Genomic DNA, 16,666 nt, shown 5'->3' with positions numbered 1-16,666 from the left:
TACATCTCTTGGAAATGGAATAAGAGAAGTTGATAGAGTTCATAGTGCTGTCGTAGTTCCTCGGAGAAAGACAGGAGTTTTTCCAGTATTTCCTTGTTAGTCAAGTGCATTCGGAACATAGGGCGATAAAATCGTTTATCGCTGATTTTACGGCTATCTTGTTGTATCAATTTCCAGTAGCGTTTCAAGGCTCGGTATTCCTGCGATGTTCTGTCGAATTGATTCATAATTTGAATACGGATACGGTTCATAGCACGACTAAGGTGTTGAACAATATGAAAGCGGTCGAGTACAATTTTTGCATTGGGAAATAGCTGTCTAGCCAATTTGTAGTATGGACTAAACATATCCATGGTAATGACTTTGACCCGATTTCTAACCTTTCTAGGATAGCGTAGAAAGTGGTTTCGGATGGTTGCTTGAGTTCTTCCGTCCAGAATGGCGATGACATTTAGGGAGTCGAAATCTTGAGCGATAAAGCTCATTTTCCCTTTTTTGAAGGCATACTCGTCCCAGCTCATCACCTCAGGTAAGGCATTCCAATCTGTTTCAAACTTGAACTCATTGAGTTTTCTCATAACTGATGATGTTGAGATAGATAGCCTGTGTGCAATATGTTTCATTGCTTGATTTTCGATGAGTAATTGAGCAATCTTCTGGTTAACAGCGACAGAGATTTGGTGGTTCTTCTTGACAAGAGGAGTTTCAGCGACCGCTATTTTTCCGCATTCTTTACACTTGAAGCGACGCTTTCTAAGGCGGATAAGTAGCGGGTAACCAGCAGTTTCTAGGTAGGGGATTTTAGAGGCTTTCTGGAAGTCGTATTTAGCCATTTGTCCCTTGCATTTTGAGCATTTAGGGGCTGTGTAATCCAAGTGACCGTGGAGTTCTAAGTGAGTTCCTAGGTCATATTCATTAGAGATAGTGATATTTTTGTCTTTAATTCTGAGAAGATTTGTGATAAGATTTAGTTGTTCCATATGGACCCTTTCTAATGAGTAGTTTGGTCGCTTTTCATTATAGGTCATATGGGACTTTTTTTCTACACTCAAAAAGGCTCCATAATCTCCACGGTGGTTTTACCCACTACAGAAATTATAGAGCCATTTTTTACTTATGATTCGCTTTCTCGTTTTCGGGCTCATGATTTCCTACCGCGCTCTTCCATTTTTTAACGCGGGCTGAAACAGTCTATTCCCAGACTGTACCTCGCTTTCCTATTTCTAGGCTCGGGCTGAAACAGTCTATCCCCAGACTGTACCTCGCTTTTTCAGTTCTTGGCTCGGGCTGAAACAGTCTATCCCCAGACTGTTTCACTCCCCCAGACCTTTACTCGCTTCCTTGTTTCCGAGCCCATGATTCAAGGTCCACTGGACCTTTTTATTTACCAAACAATCGTGCAAAGAATCCTTTGGCTTGCACTCCTTCTGCTTGAGCTTTGACCTCTTCTAGTTCTAGCTTGAGGACATCCTTGTCAGCCATAGCTTTAAGAGTCAATTGTTGCTGTTGGTCAATTTGCTTGTCCTTCTCCGCAATCTGTACATCTTTGACCTTGAGCTGCTCATCTTTTTCCGCCAACTGCTTATCCTTGGCTTTTAATTGACTATACAATCGGATAATTTCCGCATTTTTTTCATCAACTAAAATTTCCATCATTTCACGGTGCTTGACTTCATCGCTAATCGGCTCATCTTCGAAAATCGTTGTCTTATAGATTTTCTCAAGTTCAATCAAGCCTGCACGATTTACAACAGTCACACCCTTGTCATTTTTATCTACAAATTCTTCTGGAAGTGCTTTTACGCGATTGTTCATAGCCTGACGGCTCACTCCCAAAATCTCAGCTAATTCGCTGACTGTTTTTTCGATTCCCATAATATCCTCGGTACTTAGAATCTACATCCGCAATGCCATACTTCTATCTAAGGCTAGTCTGTAAGCTTACTCATCATTCGTTTTTATCAAAATATAGTCCGTATTTCCTCAAAAAACTATCTCTTACACCAAAGCACTTTATTGCGAATACAGGTTCATAGATTTCTCATAGTTTGTATCAATAAAATATTATCACAAAGCCTATATTCTGTCAAATTATGGGGAATTTTTACCTAAAAAACATTGTTAATCTTTCAGAAGGTACCCGCTATCCGCTCTGCTATAGTCTTTTAGTTTGTTTTTAGTACTAGGCAACGAGCTGCAGACAGTACTGGAGTACGGCAAAGCGAGTTAACGACGTAATAAAAGACAAACTAAACGACTATATTTTATGGTACAATAAGAATATGAACACAGTAGATACCATTATTATCGGAGCGGGGCCTGCTGGCATGATGGCTGCGATTTCTTCCAGCTTTTACGGCAAGAAGACCCTGCTCCTCGAAAAAAACAAGCGTTTGGGCAAGAAACTATCTGGCACAGGTGGCGGACGTTGCAATGTGACCAACAACGGCACCTTGGAAGACCTGCTGGCTGGCATTCCCGGCAATGGCCGCTTTCTATACAGTGTTTTTTCTCAGTTTGACAACCATGACATCATGAATTTCTTTCAGGAAAATGGGGTCAAGCTCAAGGTGGAGGACCACGGCCGTGTCTTTCCGACCACCGACCGTTCCCAGACCATTATCAAGTGCCTGGAAATGAAGATGCTGGAAAATGGCGTGGACATCCGCACAGGAACTGAGGTGGTTTCCGTCCGCAAGATTGACGACCTCTTCCATGTCAAGACCAGCGAGGAGACCTTTACAGCTCCCCAGCTGATTGTCACTACCGGCGGCAAGACCTATCCTTCCACTGGCTCGACTGGATTTGGTCACGACATTGCCCGCCACTTCAAGCTGGAAGTCACGGAGATTGAGGCCGCTGAAAGCCCCGTTCTGACCGACTTCCCCCACAAGAAGCTACAAGGCATTTCCCTGGACGACGTCACTCTGACCTACGGCAAGCACGTCATCACCCACGACCTGCTCTTTACCCACTTTGGCCTGTCGGGACCCGCTGCACTTCGGCTGTCCAGTTTTGTCAAAGGCGGCGAAACCGCATTTCTCGATGCTCTGCCGACCCATTCTGAACAAGATTTATTTGAACATTTAGAAGCCAACAGGGAAAAATCCGTCAAGAATGCCCTTCGAGAACTCATGCCAGACCGCCTAGCAGACTTTTTCGCAGAGAACTACGACTGCAAGGTCAAACAAGTTTCCAAAAAAGATCTGACTGAACTGGTCACCCTCCTCAAAGCCCTCCCTATCAAGATTACAGGCAAGATGTCCCTGGCAAAGTCCTTTGTGACCAAGGGTGGTGTTGACCTCAAGGAAATCAATCCCAAAACCTTGGAAAGCAAGAAAGTCCCAGGTCTCCACTTTGCAGGAGAGGTCTTGGACATCAACGCCCATACAGGTGGCTTTAACATTACCTACTGTCTAGCAACTGGCTGGGTGGCAGGGAGTTTGCATTACTAGTTTTTACATCACATTCAAGCAAAAATTTGCTTGAATTTTTTTGTTTATTGTTGTATGATGAAGTCATAACAATATAACAAGAGGAGATTGGCTATGCAACTGAAACTGTCTTCTATTTCTAAAAAATTTGATCATAAGATTATTCTGAAGGATACCAGCTTTCAATTTGAACAAGGCAAGATTTACGGCTTGCTAGGGCGGAACGGAGCTGGTAAGACAACCTTGTTTAACTGCATTGCCCGTAATATGACCTTAGACAGTGGCAGTATCCAGTTTGTAGAGGGGGAAGAAACTCTTGACTACGATAATACAGACATCGGTTTTACCCAGACCTATCCACAATTACCTGCTTTTATGACGGCCTATGAGTTTGTCCGTTTCTATATGGACATTCACAAGGATAAACTCAAATCTCCTCGCAGTCCAGAAGAATGGCTGAACTTGGTCGGTATCGGAGAAGAAGACCAGCACCGCCTGCTCAAGGATTTTTCCCACGGTATGCAGAACAAGGTCCAGTTGCTCCTGTCCTTGATTGTCCAGCCACCTGTTCTGCTCTTGGATGAACCCCTGACTTCCTTTGACCCTGTGGCTGCTCACGAGTTTAAGCAGCTAATTCGGGAGGCTAAGAAGGATTCTGTCATTATCTTTTCTACCCACATTTTGCAGCTGGCCCAGGACCTCTGTGATGAGATTGTTTTGCTCCATCACCAGGAATTGCAGGCTGTTTCAAGCGACAAACTCCACGACCCTGACTTTGAACAGGAAGTGGTTGCCTTGCTGACAGCAGATTAGGAGGAGCATATGAAAACCATTCTACCTTATTTTTGGTATCGGGAAAAGTATACTCTCCATCGCTCCGTCAACGGATTTTTCTACTATCTACGGAAACTGCCACTTGTTGGAAAGAGCATTCCAGAGAGTATTTTCAAGTCTTACAGCTTTAAGTCTGGTCTCTTTTTGATCCTGCACATCCTCTCCATCCCCAGTCGCTTTTTGACCAAGGGCTTCTGGTTGGTTTTTCATTTCTATCATGCTTCTTTCTGGATGAATATCTTGGCCAGTGAGGAATTTACCTTTTGGAATATCCTTCCAGGGACTTGGCTTCTAGGATTTGTGTTCTGGTTTCTGTTTGTCGGACTAAACTATCGTTTTAGCAAGGACTTAGACCCGGTTATCTCGAAAGCAGATAGAGAATTTATGCAGAACTTCGGTCTATCACAATCTACCTTTTTGCAAAGTCAACTCTTTATCGAACCTATCCTGACTACCTTTTACTATCTTCCAGCCTTAGTTATTTTTTGCCTAATGACAAATCAATGGCTGGTCTTTCCTGTCGGCATGATGACCGTACTAGCAGGTCACCTGACTGGTCATGCTCTCAATCGTTGGTTCTTTGAACATCGTATGTTAACCCGTCGCAATTCTTGGCATGCTTGGCTATGGGTCGCATTTGTTCTTGTGTTATATGTTCTGGCGATTGTCTTCCGCCATCAGCTCTCCTTAGGCATGCTGGTCCCTATCCTGCTTATCCAACCATTTCTGATTTGGCTTAGCCTTGGTTATTTGAAGCAACAAACCAACCACCTTGACTATCTTTCCTACTGCATGGACCAATCCTTGCAGTTGGACAAGAAAATTGTTGAGATGACCAAGGGCAATGAATATACTCGCCAGGGTTTGCAGATGCAGGCAAAACTCAATATGGAAACTGGAAAAGACCTGTCCCTCCTGTCTGGCATGACCTACCTAAACGCTCTGCTATTTGACCGCTACCGCTCCATCCTCACTAAAAAATTGCTCTTCCGCTTGGGGTGTCTTTTGGCCATTGTCCTCTTTCTTGAAGGAATCCGCTGGTTTTCAAAGGAGGATATAGAGATAAGCACTGCCAACTATATCGAGGGACTTCCATTTGCTTTCATGGTCATGTATGTGGCCTCCATGGGCAAGGCTGTCGCACAGATGGTCTTTGTTAATTGCGACATTTCCATGCTACACTACCCATTTTACCGCGAAGCAAAAACCATTATTGCAGGCTTTCATTATCGTTTTCTACAAACTGTAAAATTAAATGCTGCCTTCTCTGGATCTCTACTATTGGCCCTCATCATCTTTACTAGAGCACAGCTGCCTATTGAAACCTATCTCCTAACTGCTCTACTTTTGTTAAGTCTAACAGCCCTCTTTTCCTTCCACGACCTTTTTATCTACTACATCCTCCAGCCCTTTACAAAGGATATGGAAGTGGTCAATCCAGTCTATAAATTCCTCAGTGGCGCTCTCTATTGGGTAGCCTATCTCAACACCCAGCTAGATCTAGGCAGTCACTTGTACATCCTACTCATTTCTCTGGCTATGATTGCCTATGTCAGCATCGGTTACTGGATTTTATTGAAAAAAGCTCCGCAGACTTTCCGCTTGAAATCATAAAAAAGCAGCCTCTCGCAAGAGAAGGCTGTTTTACTGTTACCATATACCCAAAATCGCCTGCCAAACCAATGTCAGCACAGTCACGCCCAACCAGCAAACTAGCCCGACAAAAAGAGCAGCTCTGCCATTTTTTACCAAGGCAAATAAATTAGTCCGCAAGCCAATGGCTGCCATGGCCATACAAATGAGAAACTTGGACAGGGTTTTGAGCGGAGTAAAAATGTCCGCACCCATTCCAAAGCGACCTGCCATTGTAGTCACCAGACTGGCTAGAATAAAATACAAGATAAAGGTCGGAAAACCTGCCAAGAGGGACTGCTTGTCTGCCTGAACTCCCTTTCCTCGAGCTTGCCAAATCGCCAAAACCGACGTAATGGGAATAATGGCCAGAGTCCGCGTCAGCTTGACCGTCACCGCCATGTCCAAAGTCTGACTGCCTAGGCCGTAAAGACTGTCCCAAGTAGCCGCCGTTGCGGTGACCGACGAGGTGTCATTGACCGCCGTTCCGGCGAACATCCCAAAGGCCTGACCCGAATCGGTCGAAAACCCAAGCCAAGTTGCCAAAGTCGGAAAAATCAAGGCCGCCAAGACATTAAAGAGAAAGATGACCGAGATAGCCTGAGCCACATCCTCATCATCTGCCTGGATAACGGGAGCTGTCGCCGCAATGGCAGAGCCTCCACAGATAGAGGTCCCTACGCCAATCAAGGTCGCCAAATGAGATGAAATAGGCAACCATTTCCACATCAGAAATGCCAAACACAAGGCAAAACTGATGGTCGAAAGAATAATTGGAAGAGACTGACGACCGACTGCTAAGACCGCAGATAAGTTTAATCCAAATCCCAAACAAATCACCGCATACTGCAAGACCTTCTTAGAAGTAAAGGTCAAGCCTGGCTGAAACGCATTCTCCCTTGCGACGTAGGAATGCAAGCTCATCCCGATTAGAAGGGCAAAAACGGGCCCACCAACCAATGGAAACACCCCACCTAACCACTGCCCCACCAAAGCCAAGACGAGACAAAGTGCCACACCTCTGGCATTTTCTTTTACCATAAAAACCTCCTAAAATATAAAACGTAACAACGCGGTTGTAACAACGCCAACCAAGACTGCTAAAAGGATATTTTTTGTTTTCAAAACCACAAAAAATGTCGGAAGAATAGCTAAGCTTTCCACAGGGAGAAAACTTGGCAAGGAGCCAACTTTCTCATCCATAATACTGGAGAGGGTCAATGCAAAAATGATAGTGATTGGCAAAAAGCTGAGAAATTTCACCAACTTTGGAGGCAGGGATTTGTTCTGCGTCAGGACAAAAGGCAGGACGCGTGGCAGCCAGGTCACTAGAGCCGACGCCAGAATAATCAGTAAAATACTAGTTTTTATCATCAATCATCACCCCCACAAAACAGCCCAAAAGCGTCGCCAGAAGCACCGCAACATAGGACGACACCAGCACAGACAGACCGACATAGGCCAGACCAACCGCCAGCAGAATCAAGCCGATTTTTTTCAAAGGAATAGTCCGAGCCATAGCCTCCAACTGACCTGAGAAAATGCCGACAAACATGGCAACCAAGGCAAAATCCAAGCCAAACTGCTCGGGATTTGGAATCAAACCTCCGATGAGATTGCCCAGAGTGGTAAAGATAGCCCAAGAAGCATAGCCAGCAAAGTTGTTGCCGTACATCCAGCTAGGGGCAATCTGCTTTTCCTCAATGTGTTTCCGCAAGAGAACCGCATAAGATTCATCTGTTAAAAATGAGCCAATCAAGATGTTGGAGCCCAGCCTATTTCCCTGAAAAATGGTCGTCGTATGCAGGCACATGAGAAAATTCCGCAGGTTGACAAAGAAAACCGTCACCGCAATGGACATCAAGGGGGCCCCAGCCAAAATCATGGCACACATGACAAATTGGGCACTCCCTGCATAGACCAAAAGGCTCATCAAAGCCATTTCCACCGCAGAAATGCCTGAATTAACCGATACAACTCCGCAGGCTAAACCGATACTGGCATAGCCCAAAGCTGTGGGAATGGCATCCCGCAAGCCTTCGCGAAAATCCTCTTTATACATCTTCTCTCCTTTGAAAAGCAAGTTATATCACTCTAGTATAGAGGACAAGCCCCCATCCGTCAATAGAAAAAGGGAGTGAGAAAGAACTCGACTGGTCTAAAAAAGAGTTCCCCTCACTTCCAAACAGTAGGTTCGGGCTAAAATAGTCCACTGGACTATTTTACTCCCACCCCGCACAGCTCAAAAGGTTCAGTGAACCTTTTGAGGTCGGAAATGAAGCGAACTCTGTTCGCAACAATCGTTAGGTCAGATCTGGAGTGTAAGACACGAACAAATCTGCCAATCAACCACTGCGCTGAGATGTTGATACGAACTCTGAGAAGTGGCGCCGGACTTTTTGCCCAGCCCCCTTCCTTCTTACAAATTTTCAAAAGCCAGACTAGGCTTGGCATTGAGGTCCCAGCCAGCAAGGTTTGCCTTATTGTACTCACTGACCGCTGCCAAGGCAATCATGCCCGCATTGTCACCGCAGAGTCGAAGCGGGGGAATGATAACCTCCACATCGGTGATTTCAGCCGCCAACCGCTCTCGTAAGCCCTGATTGGCTGCCACACCGCCCGCTACCACCAAGGTCTTAACAGGATATTGCTCCAAAGCCTTCTTGGTCTTGGCCATGAGAATGTCCATAACACAGGCTTGGAAAGAGGCTGACAGGTCCGCATTGGACAAGGTCTCCCCTTTTTGCTGGGCATTGTGGTAGAGGTTGATAAAGGCAGATTTGAGTCCAGAAAAAGAAAACTCCAGATTATCCTCTTTAATCATAGCCCGTGGAAAGTCGTAAATATCCTGCCCCTCATGCGCCAATTCGTCAATCACACGACCAGCTGGATAGGGCAGACCCATAACCCGTCCCACTTTGTCATAGGCCTCGCCGACCGCATCATCTCGCGTTTCGCCGACAATCTTGTAGTCGCCTGCTTCTGACACATAGACCAATTCTGTGTGTCCACCGCTGACCAAGAGGGCCAAGAGCGGAAACTCCAATTCCTTGACCGCACGCGCCGCCATCAAATGCCCTGCCATGTGGTTGACAGGAATGAGTGGCAAACCGTTAGCCCAAGCAAAGGCCTTGGCAGCCGAAATCCCGACTAGCAAGGCACCGACCAAGCCAGGCCCATAGGTCACAGCCACAGCCGTCAAGTCCTCTGCCGTCACTTCCGCCTCCAACAAGGCCTCCTCGATACAGGCCGTTATCACTTCCACATGGTGACGGCTGGCCACTTCAGGCACCACCCCACCAAACCGCTGGTGGCTGGCAATCTGGCTGGCAATGACATTGGACAAAAGCTCCGCATCATTTCGCAAAACAGCCACCGAGGTCTCGTCACAGGAGGTCTCAATCGCCAAAATCAATCTATCTTTCATCACGTTCTCTCTTCATCATCACCGCGTCCTCGACAGGATGGCGGTAGTAGTCTTTTCGTTTTCCTATTTTGGTAAAATGCTGGCGTGTATAGAGGGCCTGAGCTGCACTGTTGGACTCCCTCACTTCGAGGAAGATATCCCCATCCCAGTCCATCACAGTAGCCATCAGTTGACTGGCGATTCCCATCCTCTGAAAATCAGCCTTGACAGCAATCTGCAAGATTTCCATCTCATCCAGCACCGTCTGCACAGCCAAAAATCCGACCAATTCCTGACCCTCATAGGCCAGATAATAATCCTCATCCTGACTAGACATACTAGAGGCAATCTGTTCCAAGGTCCAAGGCGATTGCTCATAGACCGACTCCATGACTGCCAACACAGCTTCCGCTAGATTTTCCTGACCGTCGTAGTGCTTAATCTCTATCATACGCGCTTGATATAACTCTCTGAGCCAGCTTGGTTGTCCTTGAGCCAGTTTTCTTCTGCCTCTACCCGCTTGAGATAGTTGGGCTCAAAGCTGGTCACATCTACTGCTGGCAAGTCTTGACCAAGCACCGCCAACTGATAGGCAGACGGCAGACTGGCTTGATACTGAGCAGTTGGCAGAGCTTGCTCGATTTGCTCCATAAAGTTTTCTACTTCTCCGACAAAGGTGATGTTTTCCTTGCCAGACAGACTAGAAAGCAAGTCTTCAAAAGACCAGTACTTGTCTGCCTCAACTGCTCTGCCATTTTCATAAACACCTGCATAGACGCAGTTACGGCGGGCATCAATGAGAGGCACCACCAGACCCGTCAGGCTAGGAGGAACCAGAGACTGAAGACTGGATAGCCCCACCAAGTCAATCTTGAGGGTGTAGGCCAGGGTCTTGGCAGTCGCCACCGCCACCCGCAGACCCGTGTAGGAGCCGGGCCCCTGAGCGACCACAATCCGATTCAGGTCTTTGGGCGTCCAGCCCACCTGCGCTACCAAAAAATCAACTACAGGCATGAGGCTGATACTATGATTTTTCTTGACGGCCAGCAGGGTTTCCGCCTGCAAACGACCGTCCTCCACCAAGGCAACCGACAGGGCCTGATTGGAGCTGTCTAAAGCTAGTATTTTCATAAATTTCTCTTTCTGTACAATGCTACTCTCTATTGTAAGCTATCTTGGGGAATTTTTCAAATATAGAAAACCTCCTATGAGTATAGGAGGCAAAAAAATCTCATCAAAAATGAATACTACCGAAATATCCCAGTGTAACAAACAGCATCAACCAGATTGAAAATACAATTTGAAAGAGGGACGTTACGACGACAAATCCTTTTTGTAGCTTGGAAGTAGCCTTAGCAAAGTACCTTGTCGAAAAATAGACTTGAACTCCAACAATAAGGACAACGAACACAATTGAAATTAATTCCATCTAACACCTCACATTTGAGTCGGCAAAATTAACAAGGCAAGAATAACCAGTAACACGTCCGTTACAACGATGTACCGCATATAAGCACCCCGCACCTCACTCTCTTTTCTCGCGGTGAGTATCCCTAGGATTGTCTGGAAAACAAGAAGACCTATCAGAGATAGAGAGAGCACTGTGTAGCTGTTATTTACCAAAGCTTGATGCGTTTCATAACCAGCCAACAATGGAGACTGCTTGCTCTTCACAGACCGTGCACTAAAAAAGTCATCTAGTTGCTTGGTGATTTCTGCATCGGTTTGTCCGACGGAGAGCAAGTGGGCAATTGTCCCCGAAACAAAGGCCGTGCTAAAAGAGGAACCCTCGCTTCGTACAATCCTGTTTTCCATTGACAGCGTTTCTTGAGAGTACGGTGCGTAGTAAGCAATCTCTTCCTGCGGATTCAATAACGTAAAAAATTCATTGTAGGTACCTACGGAGACAACCCCTTCAATCGTCAAAAGAGGGTTTAGGGCCTCTACCTTTTTCAAATCATAAGCTGGGACAACCATATAGCCACCTTGTTGAAGGTAGGCTTCAACCACATCTTCCAATTCTTTACTTGGATTGGTCACCACCATACTCAGATTCACAACATCAACATGATCTTCAATAGCCTGCTGAACAGCTTTGACAAGGTAGTCATTTTTTATCGTCCCGTCATCATCCGTTACCTTGTAGGAAAACAATCTTGCTTCCGGGCTCAATCCCAGCGTTAGCACATGATTATTCTTAGCACCAATGATACTGGCAATCTTTGTCCCGTGACCAATGGTATCAAAGACAGAGGTTGAAGTGGAAAAAACTTGCATATCCTCAACATAAAACTCATCTACCGCTTCTTCCCTTATACCAGAGTCAATGATAGCAACTCTGACCTCCTGAGTCGGCTTTGCTGTCGGATCAATGTTGGGATAATAACGCGATGTTCCCCAACCTGTATGCTGGTGGTTAAGTGGAAAACCCGAAAATTGACCAAGTGGATTGGAAACCAGCCCCTCTCTAAATACCACCGCACAAACCAAGGCAAGAAGACAACTAACAAGCCCAAACAGTCTTAGTATTTTTTGAATCAACCTGCAACTCCTTCTAATTTTATACAAACACATTTATTAATGTCTATGCCAATATGGACTGTGACCAATCCTAGGAGAACAATTTCTATATAAATCCGCTCTACAGTAACGCAAATTGGGATTCTTAATGATAGATTCATAAACACATTGGCTAACAACTGCCATAGCTATGTTACAATCTGAGGTAATAAAATTTTGGTATCCCCAACCATTATTATCTAAACAGTATGGAAGACCACCGCCTGAAAGAATTGCATCTGAATTTTCTGCGGTCTTATCAATATATACCATTGATAACGGTACCTTCATATCAGAATGATTGTAATCCATAGTGGCTTCAATCATACCTTTAATACTCTCCACCTCATCAGGAGTCGCATTCGGAAAAGCCTCATTTGGTAGATCTAAGATTTCTTCAAAACTATATAGAGGCTCCGTCTGTGCTGCAACCTCTATTTGTTGCTCCACAATCAACTGACCTTCAGCCATTTCACTAATAACAACAGCCTCAGAATGGTCTCCGTGACTAGAGTGGTCTCCATGAGACTCAGCAAACACTAAAGAAGCTGGAAAAACCAATGAAAACAGCATAGTAACTGCTAAGAACTTCTTTTTCATAAGACTGCTCCTATCTTTTTATAGTACATCTACATTGTATCATCTTCAAAACGAAATAAAGTCCACTTACAAATCTGTAAGTCAATTTTTTAAACTTACAAATATGTAAGTCATTTTAACAAATAAAATGTTGTGCTATACTAAAAAGAAAAAGAGGTGCGTTCTATGAAAAAGAATATATCAATTATTGTACTCGCTTTGTTGCTATCAATTCCAATCGTTATTGACCCATTATCCAATCCTGTCCCCATTCTCCTAACTTCTTATTTTTAAGACTCAAATCTTAAAAAATGAACCCGGATAATCGAAGCTGTCTGATCATCTATCAATTCCTGTATAGATTGAATGTAGGTTTCGATTATCTCTTTTTCTTTGTCTGAACGACCATTTTCGATATAGTCCAATAGCAGACGATAATAGCGAGCCATTATCTTTACAAAGGTATCTTTAAAACTAATCATAGACTCCATTTTATCTAAGTAATAGGAAACTTGAGAGTATATTCCTCTATCAAATAATTCCGAAATCGTATTGAGTAACGTAGATTTTATAAGTTCCTGATGTTTCCTAAGTTTATTAAAAGATTTTTCTTCCTTACATAAGTCATGAGCAAAATACAATAACATCCGATTATTCAACAACATCTGTGCATTCATAAATAGATAAAGCTCAAAACTTGTCCACTCCTCAATAGCGAAGAGATAGTCTGCCAAATATTGCCTATCTTCTTCTTCAACATTATCTATCCCTTCTAAAGCGACTAAAGCGACCTTGATAACAATAGCATTAAGCCGAGAGTAAAGTTCTCCTTCATCTGCTAACAAATCTGATGTTAATAAAGCTTTCAAAGCTTCTTTGTCCTGCTGGTAATACAAATCTGAGATGAGATTGGCCAGCTCGATATGAGGTGCTTCTTTATATCCATGGTATTTGTAAGTAAATTCTTCCATGGTCATGTTAATACCCTCGACAGCCACGATTAACTTATCCGCTGCCAACATGGATTTTCCCGATTCAAAGCGTGACAACTGTGCTGCTGTAAAGTCTCCTCTGACAACATCCTTTTGCTTAACCAAGCGAGAATTTCGGAGTTCCCTGTAAAATTCGCCTAAACTCATTTGTGGTACTGTACCCATGACTCATCCCCTTTCTTGATGCATTAAAATTCCACTTCCATTTATTATAATATCCAAATATATTTTTGTCAATTTTGCTTATTATTCTGCCAAATGACTGCTTGTTTCTGAAAATCATGACACTTTTCCATTTTCCTACCAAACCCTTTTACCATCAGCATATTTTATGGTATAATGAAGAGTAATATTTAGACTGAATAAATTGACAACTCGAGAAAATTGAATAAGCATTACCAGACAGCCCCAACTGTTTGGGGCTTTTTTCATAGTTGCCAGTCAAAAAGAAAGGAACTATACTACACATGATTTATAAAGTATTCTATCAAGAATCAAAAATTAGCCCACGTCGCGAGCAAACACGCGCTCTTTATCTAGACATCGATGCAACATCAGAATTGGAAGGTCGTATTATCGCGCGTGAATTGGTGGAAACCAACCGCCCTGAATACAACATCGAATTTATCGACCTCTTATCAGACAATCATCTTGAGTATGAGAAAGAGCACGCAGATTTCAAAATTACGGAGTTTTAATCCATGTCATCAGTCAATCTAAAACCTCATGAAGTTGGCGTTTTCGCCATCGGTGGTTTGGGAGAAATCGGGAAAAATACCTACGGTATCGAGTATAAGGATGAAATTCTCATCGTCGATGCCGGTATCAAGTTCCCAGAAGATGACCTATTGGGTATCGACTACGTTATCCCAGACTACTCCTACATCGTTGAAAACCTAGACCGTGTTAAAGGTCTGGTCATTACCCACGGGCACGAAGACCACATCGGAGGCATTCCCTTCTTGCTCAAGCAAGCCAATGTCCCAATCTATGCTGGACCTTTAGCCCTCGCCCTTATCCGTGGCAAATTGGAAGAACACGGACTGCTCCGTGATGCGACTTTGCATGAAATCAATCATAACACAGAGTTGACCTTCAAGCACCTCAAAGTCAGCTTCTTCCGTACCACCCACTCCATTCCAGAACCACTTGGTATCGTCGTTGATACCCCTCAAGGAAAAATCGTCTGTACCGGTGACTTCAAGTTCGACTTCACTCCCGTTGGCGAGCCCGCAGACTTGCACCGCATGGCTGCTCTCGGTGAAGAAGGCGTTCTCTGCCTCCTCTCCGACTCTACCAACGCCGAAGTTCCAACCTTTACCAACTCGGAAAAAGTGGTCGGTCAATCCATCATGAAATTGATTGAAGGCATCCACGGACGCATCATCTTTGCTTCCTTTGCCTCCAACATCTTCCGTCTGCAACAAGCAGCAGATGCCGCAGTCAAGACAGGACGCAAAATCGCTGTCTTTGGACGCTCCATGGAAAAAGCTATCGTCAATGGTATCGAGCTCGGCTACATCAAGGTACCTAAGGATACCTTCATCGAGCCAAACGAGATCAAAGAATACCCTGCCAGCGAGATTATGATTCTCTGTACAGGTAGCCAGGGTGAGCCTATGGCTGCCCTCTCCCGCATCGCCCACGGTACCCACCGTCAAGTGCAACTCCAGCCAGGCGACACGGTTATCTTCTCGTCCAGTCCTATTCCGGGAAATACCACAGGTGTCAACAAGCTGATCAATATCTTGATTGAAGCCGGTGTCGATGTCATTCATGGTAAGATTAACAACATCCATACCTCTGGGCACGGCGGCCAGCAAGAGCAAAAACTCATGCTCCGCTTGATCAAGCCAAAATACTTCATGCCTGTCCATGGCGAATACCGCATGCAAAAAATCCATGCTAGTCTGGCAGTTGATACTGGCGTGCCAAAAGACAACATCTTCATCATGGAAAACGGTGATGTCCTAGCTCTGACCAAGGATTCTGCCCGCTTAGCAGGGCACTTCAACGCTCAGGACATCTATGTGGACGGAAACCGTATCGGTGAAATCGGCGCAGCTGTCCTCAAAGACCGCCGTGACCTCTCAGAAGACGGTGTCGTACTAGCTGTTGCAACCGTTGACTTCAAATCTAAGATGATTCTGGCAGGTCCAGATATTCTCAGCCGCGGTTTCATCTACATGCGTGAATCTGGTGAGCTTATTCGCGAAAGTCAACGCGTCCTTTTCAACGCTATCCGAATTGCCATGCGCAATAAAGATGCCAATATCCAAACGGTCAACGGTGCCATCGTCAACGCCCTAAGACCATTCCTATACGAAAAAACAGAACGTGAGCCAATCATTATCCCAATGATTCTCACACCTGATCAATAAGATTGAAAGAAGCCTCGGCAATCGCCGAGGCTTTGCTTATTTTCCAAGAGGAATACCTTATAGCCACTTGATAAAATGGTACTTGGTAATTCCTTTTTTCGGTACATCTTCTAGTTGAGCATAAAAAGAATATCCAGCCTTCAGATAAAAATCCTTGGCCTGATAGGACTTGGTTGATAGCGTGATACTCCTTACTCCACCTTGTCTAGCTTCATTTTCCAAACGAGTCAACAAACAACTCCCCAACCCTTGACCTTGCTTGTCTTTAGCAACTACCAAAGCCTTTACATGAATCGTTTCCAACGTCTGCTGGGCCTGCAAGACAGCGACTAATTGACCTGCTTCCTCCTCTACCAAAACAATTTCCTGCTGACTAGAAATAAGGTCTTGACCTTCTCCAAAAACCGCCCTATATTGTTCATCAAATACTGTTCTTACAAATTCATCCATCTCCATTGCCTCCAAAATTATTTATATCTAGGTAAGTTTAGTCTTTTTCAAACTTATAAAAACTCCTTCACCCTTCAACACACTGACTCAGGCTGAAACAGTCTCTTCCCAGACTGTTTCACTCCACTGGACCATTACTCGCTTTCTAGTTTCTAAGCTCGTGAACAAAGGACCCGTCGGGGTCCTAATTCGCTCTCTAATTTCTAGGCTCATGAAAAAATGGTCCAAGTCCCATTACTCGCTTTCCAGTTTCTCGGCTCGTGAACAAAGGACCCTTCGGGGTCCTTTCAGATTGCAGACAAACATCGTTTTGGTGTTTGTCTTTTTTACTGTTTTTAGGGAAAAATAGCTGTTTTGGTGCTTAAACCACCTCATCTGGACAAAATAAAAAGGCCTTCT

General features: G+C 44.6%; 17 protein-coding genes. 5 read left to right on the top strand and 12 right to left on the bottom strand.

From position 1 onward, the window contains the following. Both C1E99_RS10885 and C1E99_RS10880 read right to left on the bottom strand, forming a co-directional pair. A partial coding sequence (locus C1E99_RS10885; RefSeq protein ID WP_193441807.1) for an ISL3 family transposase occupies window positions 1–980 on the bottom strand: 980 nt, incomplete at its 3' end. A 400-nt stretch (window positions 981–1,380) separates the two neighbouring features. Continuing rightward, window positions 1,381–1,875 (bottom strand): DUF536 domain-containing protein, encoded by a 495-nt coding sequence (locus tag C1E99_RS10880; RefSeq protein ID WP_105106882.1) that lies wholly within the window; start codon window positions 1,873–1,875, stop codon window positions 1,381–1,383. A gap of 407 nt (window positions 1,876–2,282) precedes the next feature. Between C1E99_RS10880 and C1E99_RS10875 the strand changes: the two genes are divergently transcribed. The 3 genes from C1E99_RS10875 (at window position 2,283) to C1E99_RS10865 (ending at window position 5,882) form a co-directional block, all read left to right on the top strand. Then, window positions 2,283–3,455, top strand: a complete 1,173-nt coding sequence (locus tag C1E99_RS10875) for an NAD(P)/FAD-dependent oxidoreductase (RefSeq protein WP_105207552.1) — start codon at window positions 2,283–2,285, stop codon at window positions 3,453–3,455. A 93-nt stretch (window positions 3,456–3,548) separates the two neighbouring features. After that, window positions 3,549–4,247 (top strand): ATP-binding cassette domain-containing protein, encoded by a 699-nt coding sequence (locus C1E99_RS10870; protein WP_105207551.1) that lies wholly within the window; start codon window positions 3,549–3,551, stop codon window positions 4,245–4,247. 9 nt (window positions 4,248–4,256) lie between these two features. Beyond that, window positions 4,257–5,882, top strand: coding sequence for a hypothetical protein (locus tag C1E99_RS10865; protein WP_105207550.1), 1,626 nt, complete (start codon window positions 4,257–4,259; stop codon window positions 5,880–5,882). Window positions 5,883–5,918: 36 nt separating this feature from the next. On the opposite strand, the gene C1E99_RS10860 is transcribed toward C1E99_RS10865, so the two are convergent. The 9 genes from C1E99_RS10860 to C1E99_RS10815 form a co-directional block, all read right to left on the bottom strand. Next, complete coding sequence (locus tag C1E99_RS10860; RefSeq protein WP_105207549.1) at window positions 5,919–6,941, bottom strand: YeiH family protein; 1,023 nt, start codon at window positions 6,939–6,941, stop codon at window positions 5,919–5,921. Between the two features lie 9 nt (window positions 6,942–6,950). After that, window positions 6,951–7,274, bottom strand: coding sequence for an AzlD domain-containing protein (locus C1E99_RS10855; RefSeq protein WP_105207548.1), 324 nt, complete (start codon window positions 7,272–7,274; stop codon window positions 6,951–6,953). Then, window positions 7,261–7,962, bottom strand: a complete 702-nt coding sequence (locus C1E99_RS10850) for an AzlC family ABC transporter permease (RefSeq protein ID WP_105207547.1) — start codon at window positions 7,960–7,962, stop codon at window positions 7,261–7,263. Before C1E99_RS10850 ends, C1E99_RS10855 begins: the two co-directional genes overlap by 14 nt. A 357-nt stretch (window positions 7,963–8,319) precedes the next feature. Next, complete coding sequence (gene tsaD / locus C1E99_RS10845) at window positions 8,320–9,327, bottom strand: tRNA (adenosine(37)-N6)-threonylcarbamoyltransferase complex transferase subunit TsaD (protein WP_105207546.1); 1,008 nt, start codon at window positions 9,325–9,327, stop codon at window positions 8,320–8,322. Then, a complete protein-coding gene (gene rimI, locus C1E99_RS10840; RefSeq protein WP_024401457.1) occupies window positions 9,317–9,757 on the bottom strand; it encodes a ribosomal protein S18-alanine N-acetyltransferase in 441 nt (146 codons plus the stop codon). The genes tsaD and rimI overlap by 11 nt, the downstream gene beginning before the upstream one ends. Continuing rightward, the gene (gene tsaB / locus C1E99_RS10835) at window positions 9,754–10,437 is read right to left on the bottom strand and encodes a tRNA (adenosine(37)-N6)-threonylcarbamoyltransferase complex dimerization subunit type 1 TsaB (protein WP_105207545.1); all 684 of its coding nucleotides are present in this window, start codon (window positions 10,435–10,437) and stop codon (window positions 9,754–9,756) included. The genes rimI and tsaB overlap by 4 nt, the downstream gene beginning before the upstream one ends. 306 nt (window positions 10,438–10,743) lie before the next feature. Continuing rightward, on the bottom strand, window positions 10,744–11,784 hold the full coding sequence (locus C1E99_RS10825; protein ID WP_161943812.1) for a S8/S53 family peptidase: 1,041 nt from the start codon (window positions 11,782–11,784) through the stop codon (window positions 10,744–10,746). A gap of 99 nt (window positions 11,785–11,883) precedes the next feature. Beyond that, window positions 11,884–12,465, bottom strand: a complete 582-nt coding sequence (locus tag C1E99_RS10820) for a hypothetical protein (protein WP_024377814.1) — start codon at window positions 12,463–12,465, stop codon at window positions 11,884–11,886. Window positions 12,466–12,734: 269 nt separating this feature from the next. Then, a complete protein-coding gene (locus tag C1E99_RS10815; protein WP_024412005.1) occupies window positions 12,735–13,601 on the bottom strand; it encodes an Rgg/GadR/MutR family transcriptional regulator in 867 nt (288 codons plus the stop codon). Window positions 13,602–13,903: 302 nt separating this feature from the next. Between C1E99_RS10815 and C1E99_RS10810 the strand changes: the two genes are divergently transcribed. Continuing rightward, window positions 13,904–14,134 carry a DNA-dependent RNA polymerase subunit epsilon gene (locus tag C1E99_RS10810; protein WP_044754810.1) on the top strand — a complete coding sequence of 77 codons (231 nt, stop codon included), beginning with the start codon at window positions 13,904–13,906 and terminating at the stop codon, window positions 14,132–14,134. 3 nt (window positions 14,135–14,137) lie between these two features. Continuing rightward, entirely contained in the window at window positions 14,138–15,817 is a 1,680-nt protein-coding gene (gene rnjA, locus C1E99_RS10805; RefSeq protein ID WP_105106866.1) for a ribonuclease J1, read from the top strand. A gap of 57 nt (window positions 15,818–15,874) precedes the next feature. Here rnjA and C1E99_RS10800 read toward each other — a convergent pair whose 3' ends face one another. Beyond that, a complete protein-coding gene (locus C1E99_RS10800; RefSeq protein ID WP_193441806.1) occupies window positions 15,875–16,273 on the bottom strand; it encodes a GNAT family N-acetyltransferase in 399 nt (132 codons plus the stop codon). Between the last annotated feature and the right edge of the window lie 393 nt (window positions 16,274–16,666).

Origin of the sequence: Streptococcus suis (assembly GCF_002964045.1) — a bacterium.
Classification (GTDB): domain Bacteria; phylum Bacillota; class Bacilli; order Lactobacillales; family Streptococcaceae; genus Streptococcus; species Streptococcus suis_U.
Note: the sequence above shows the minus strand (reverse complement) of the source record. Positions and strands in the feature narration are given on the sequence as shown.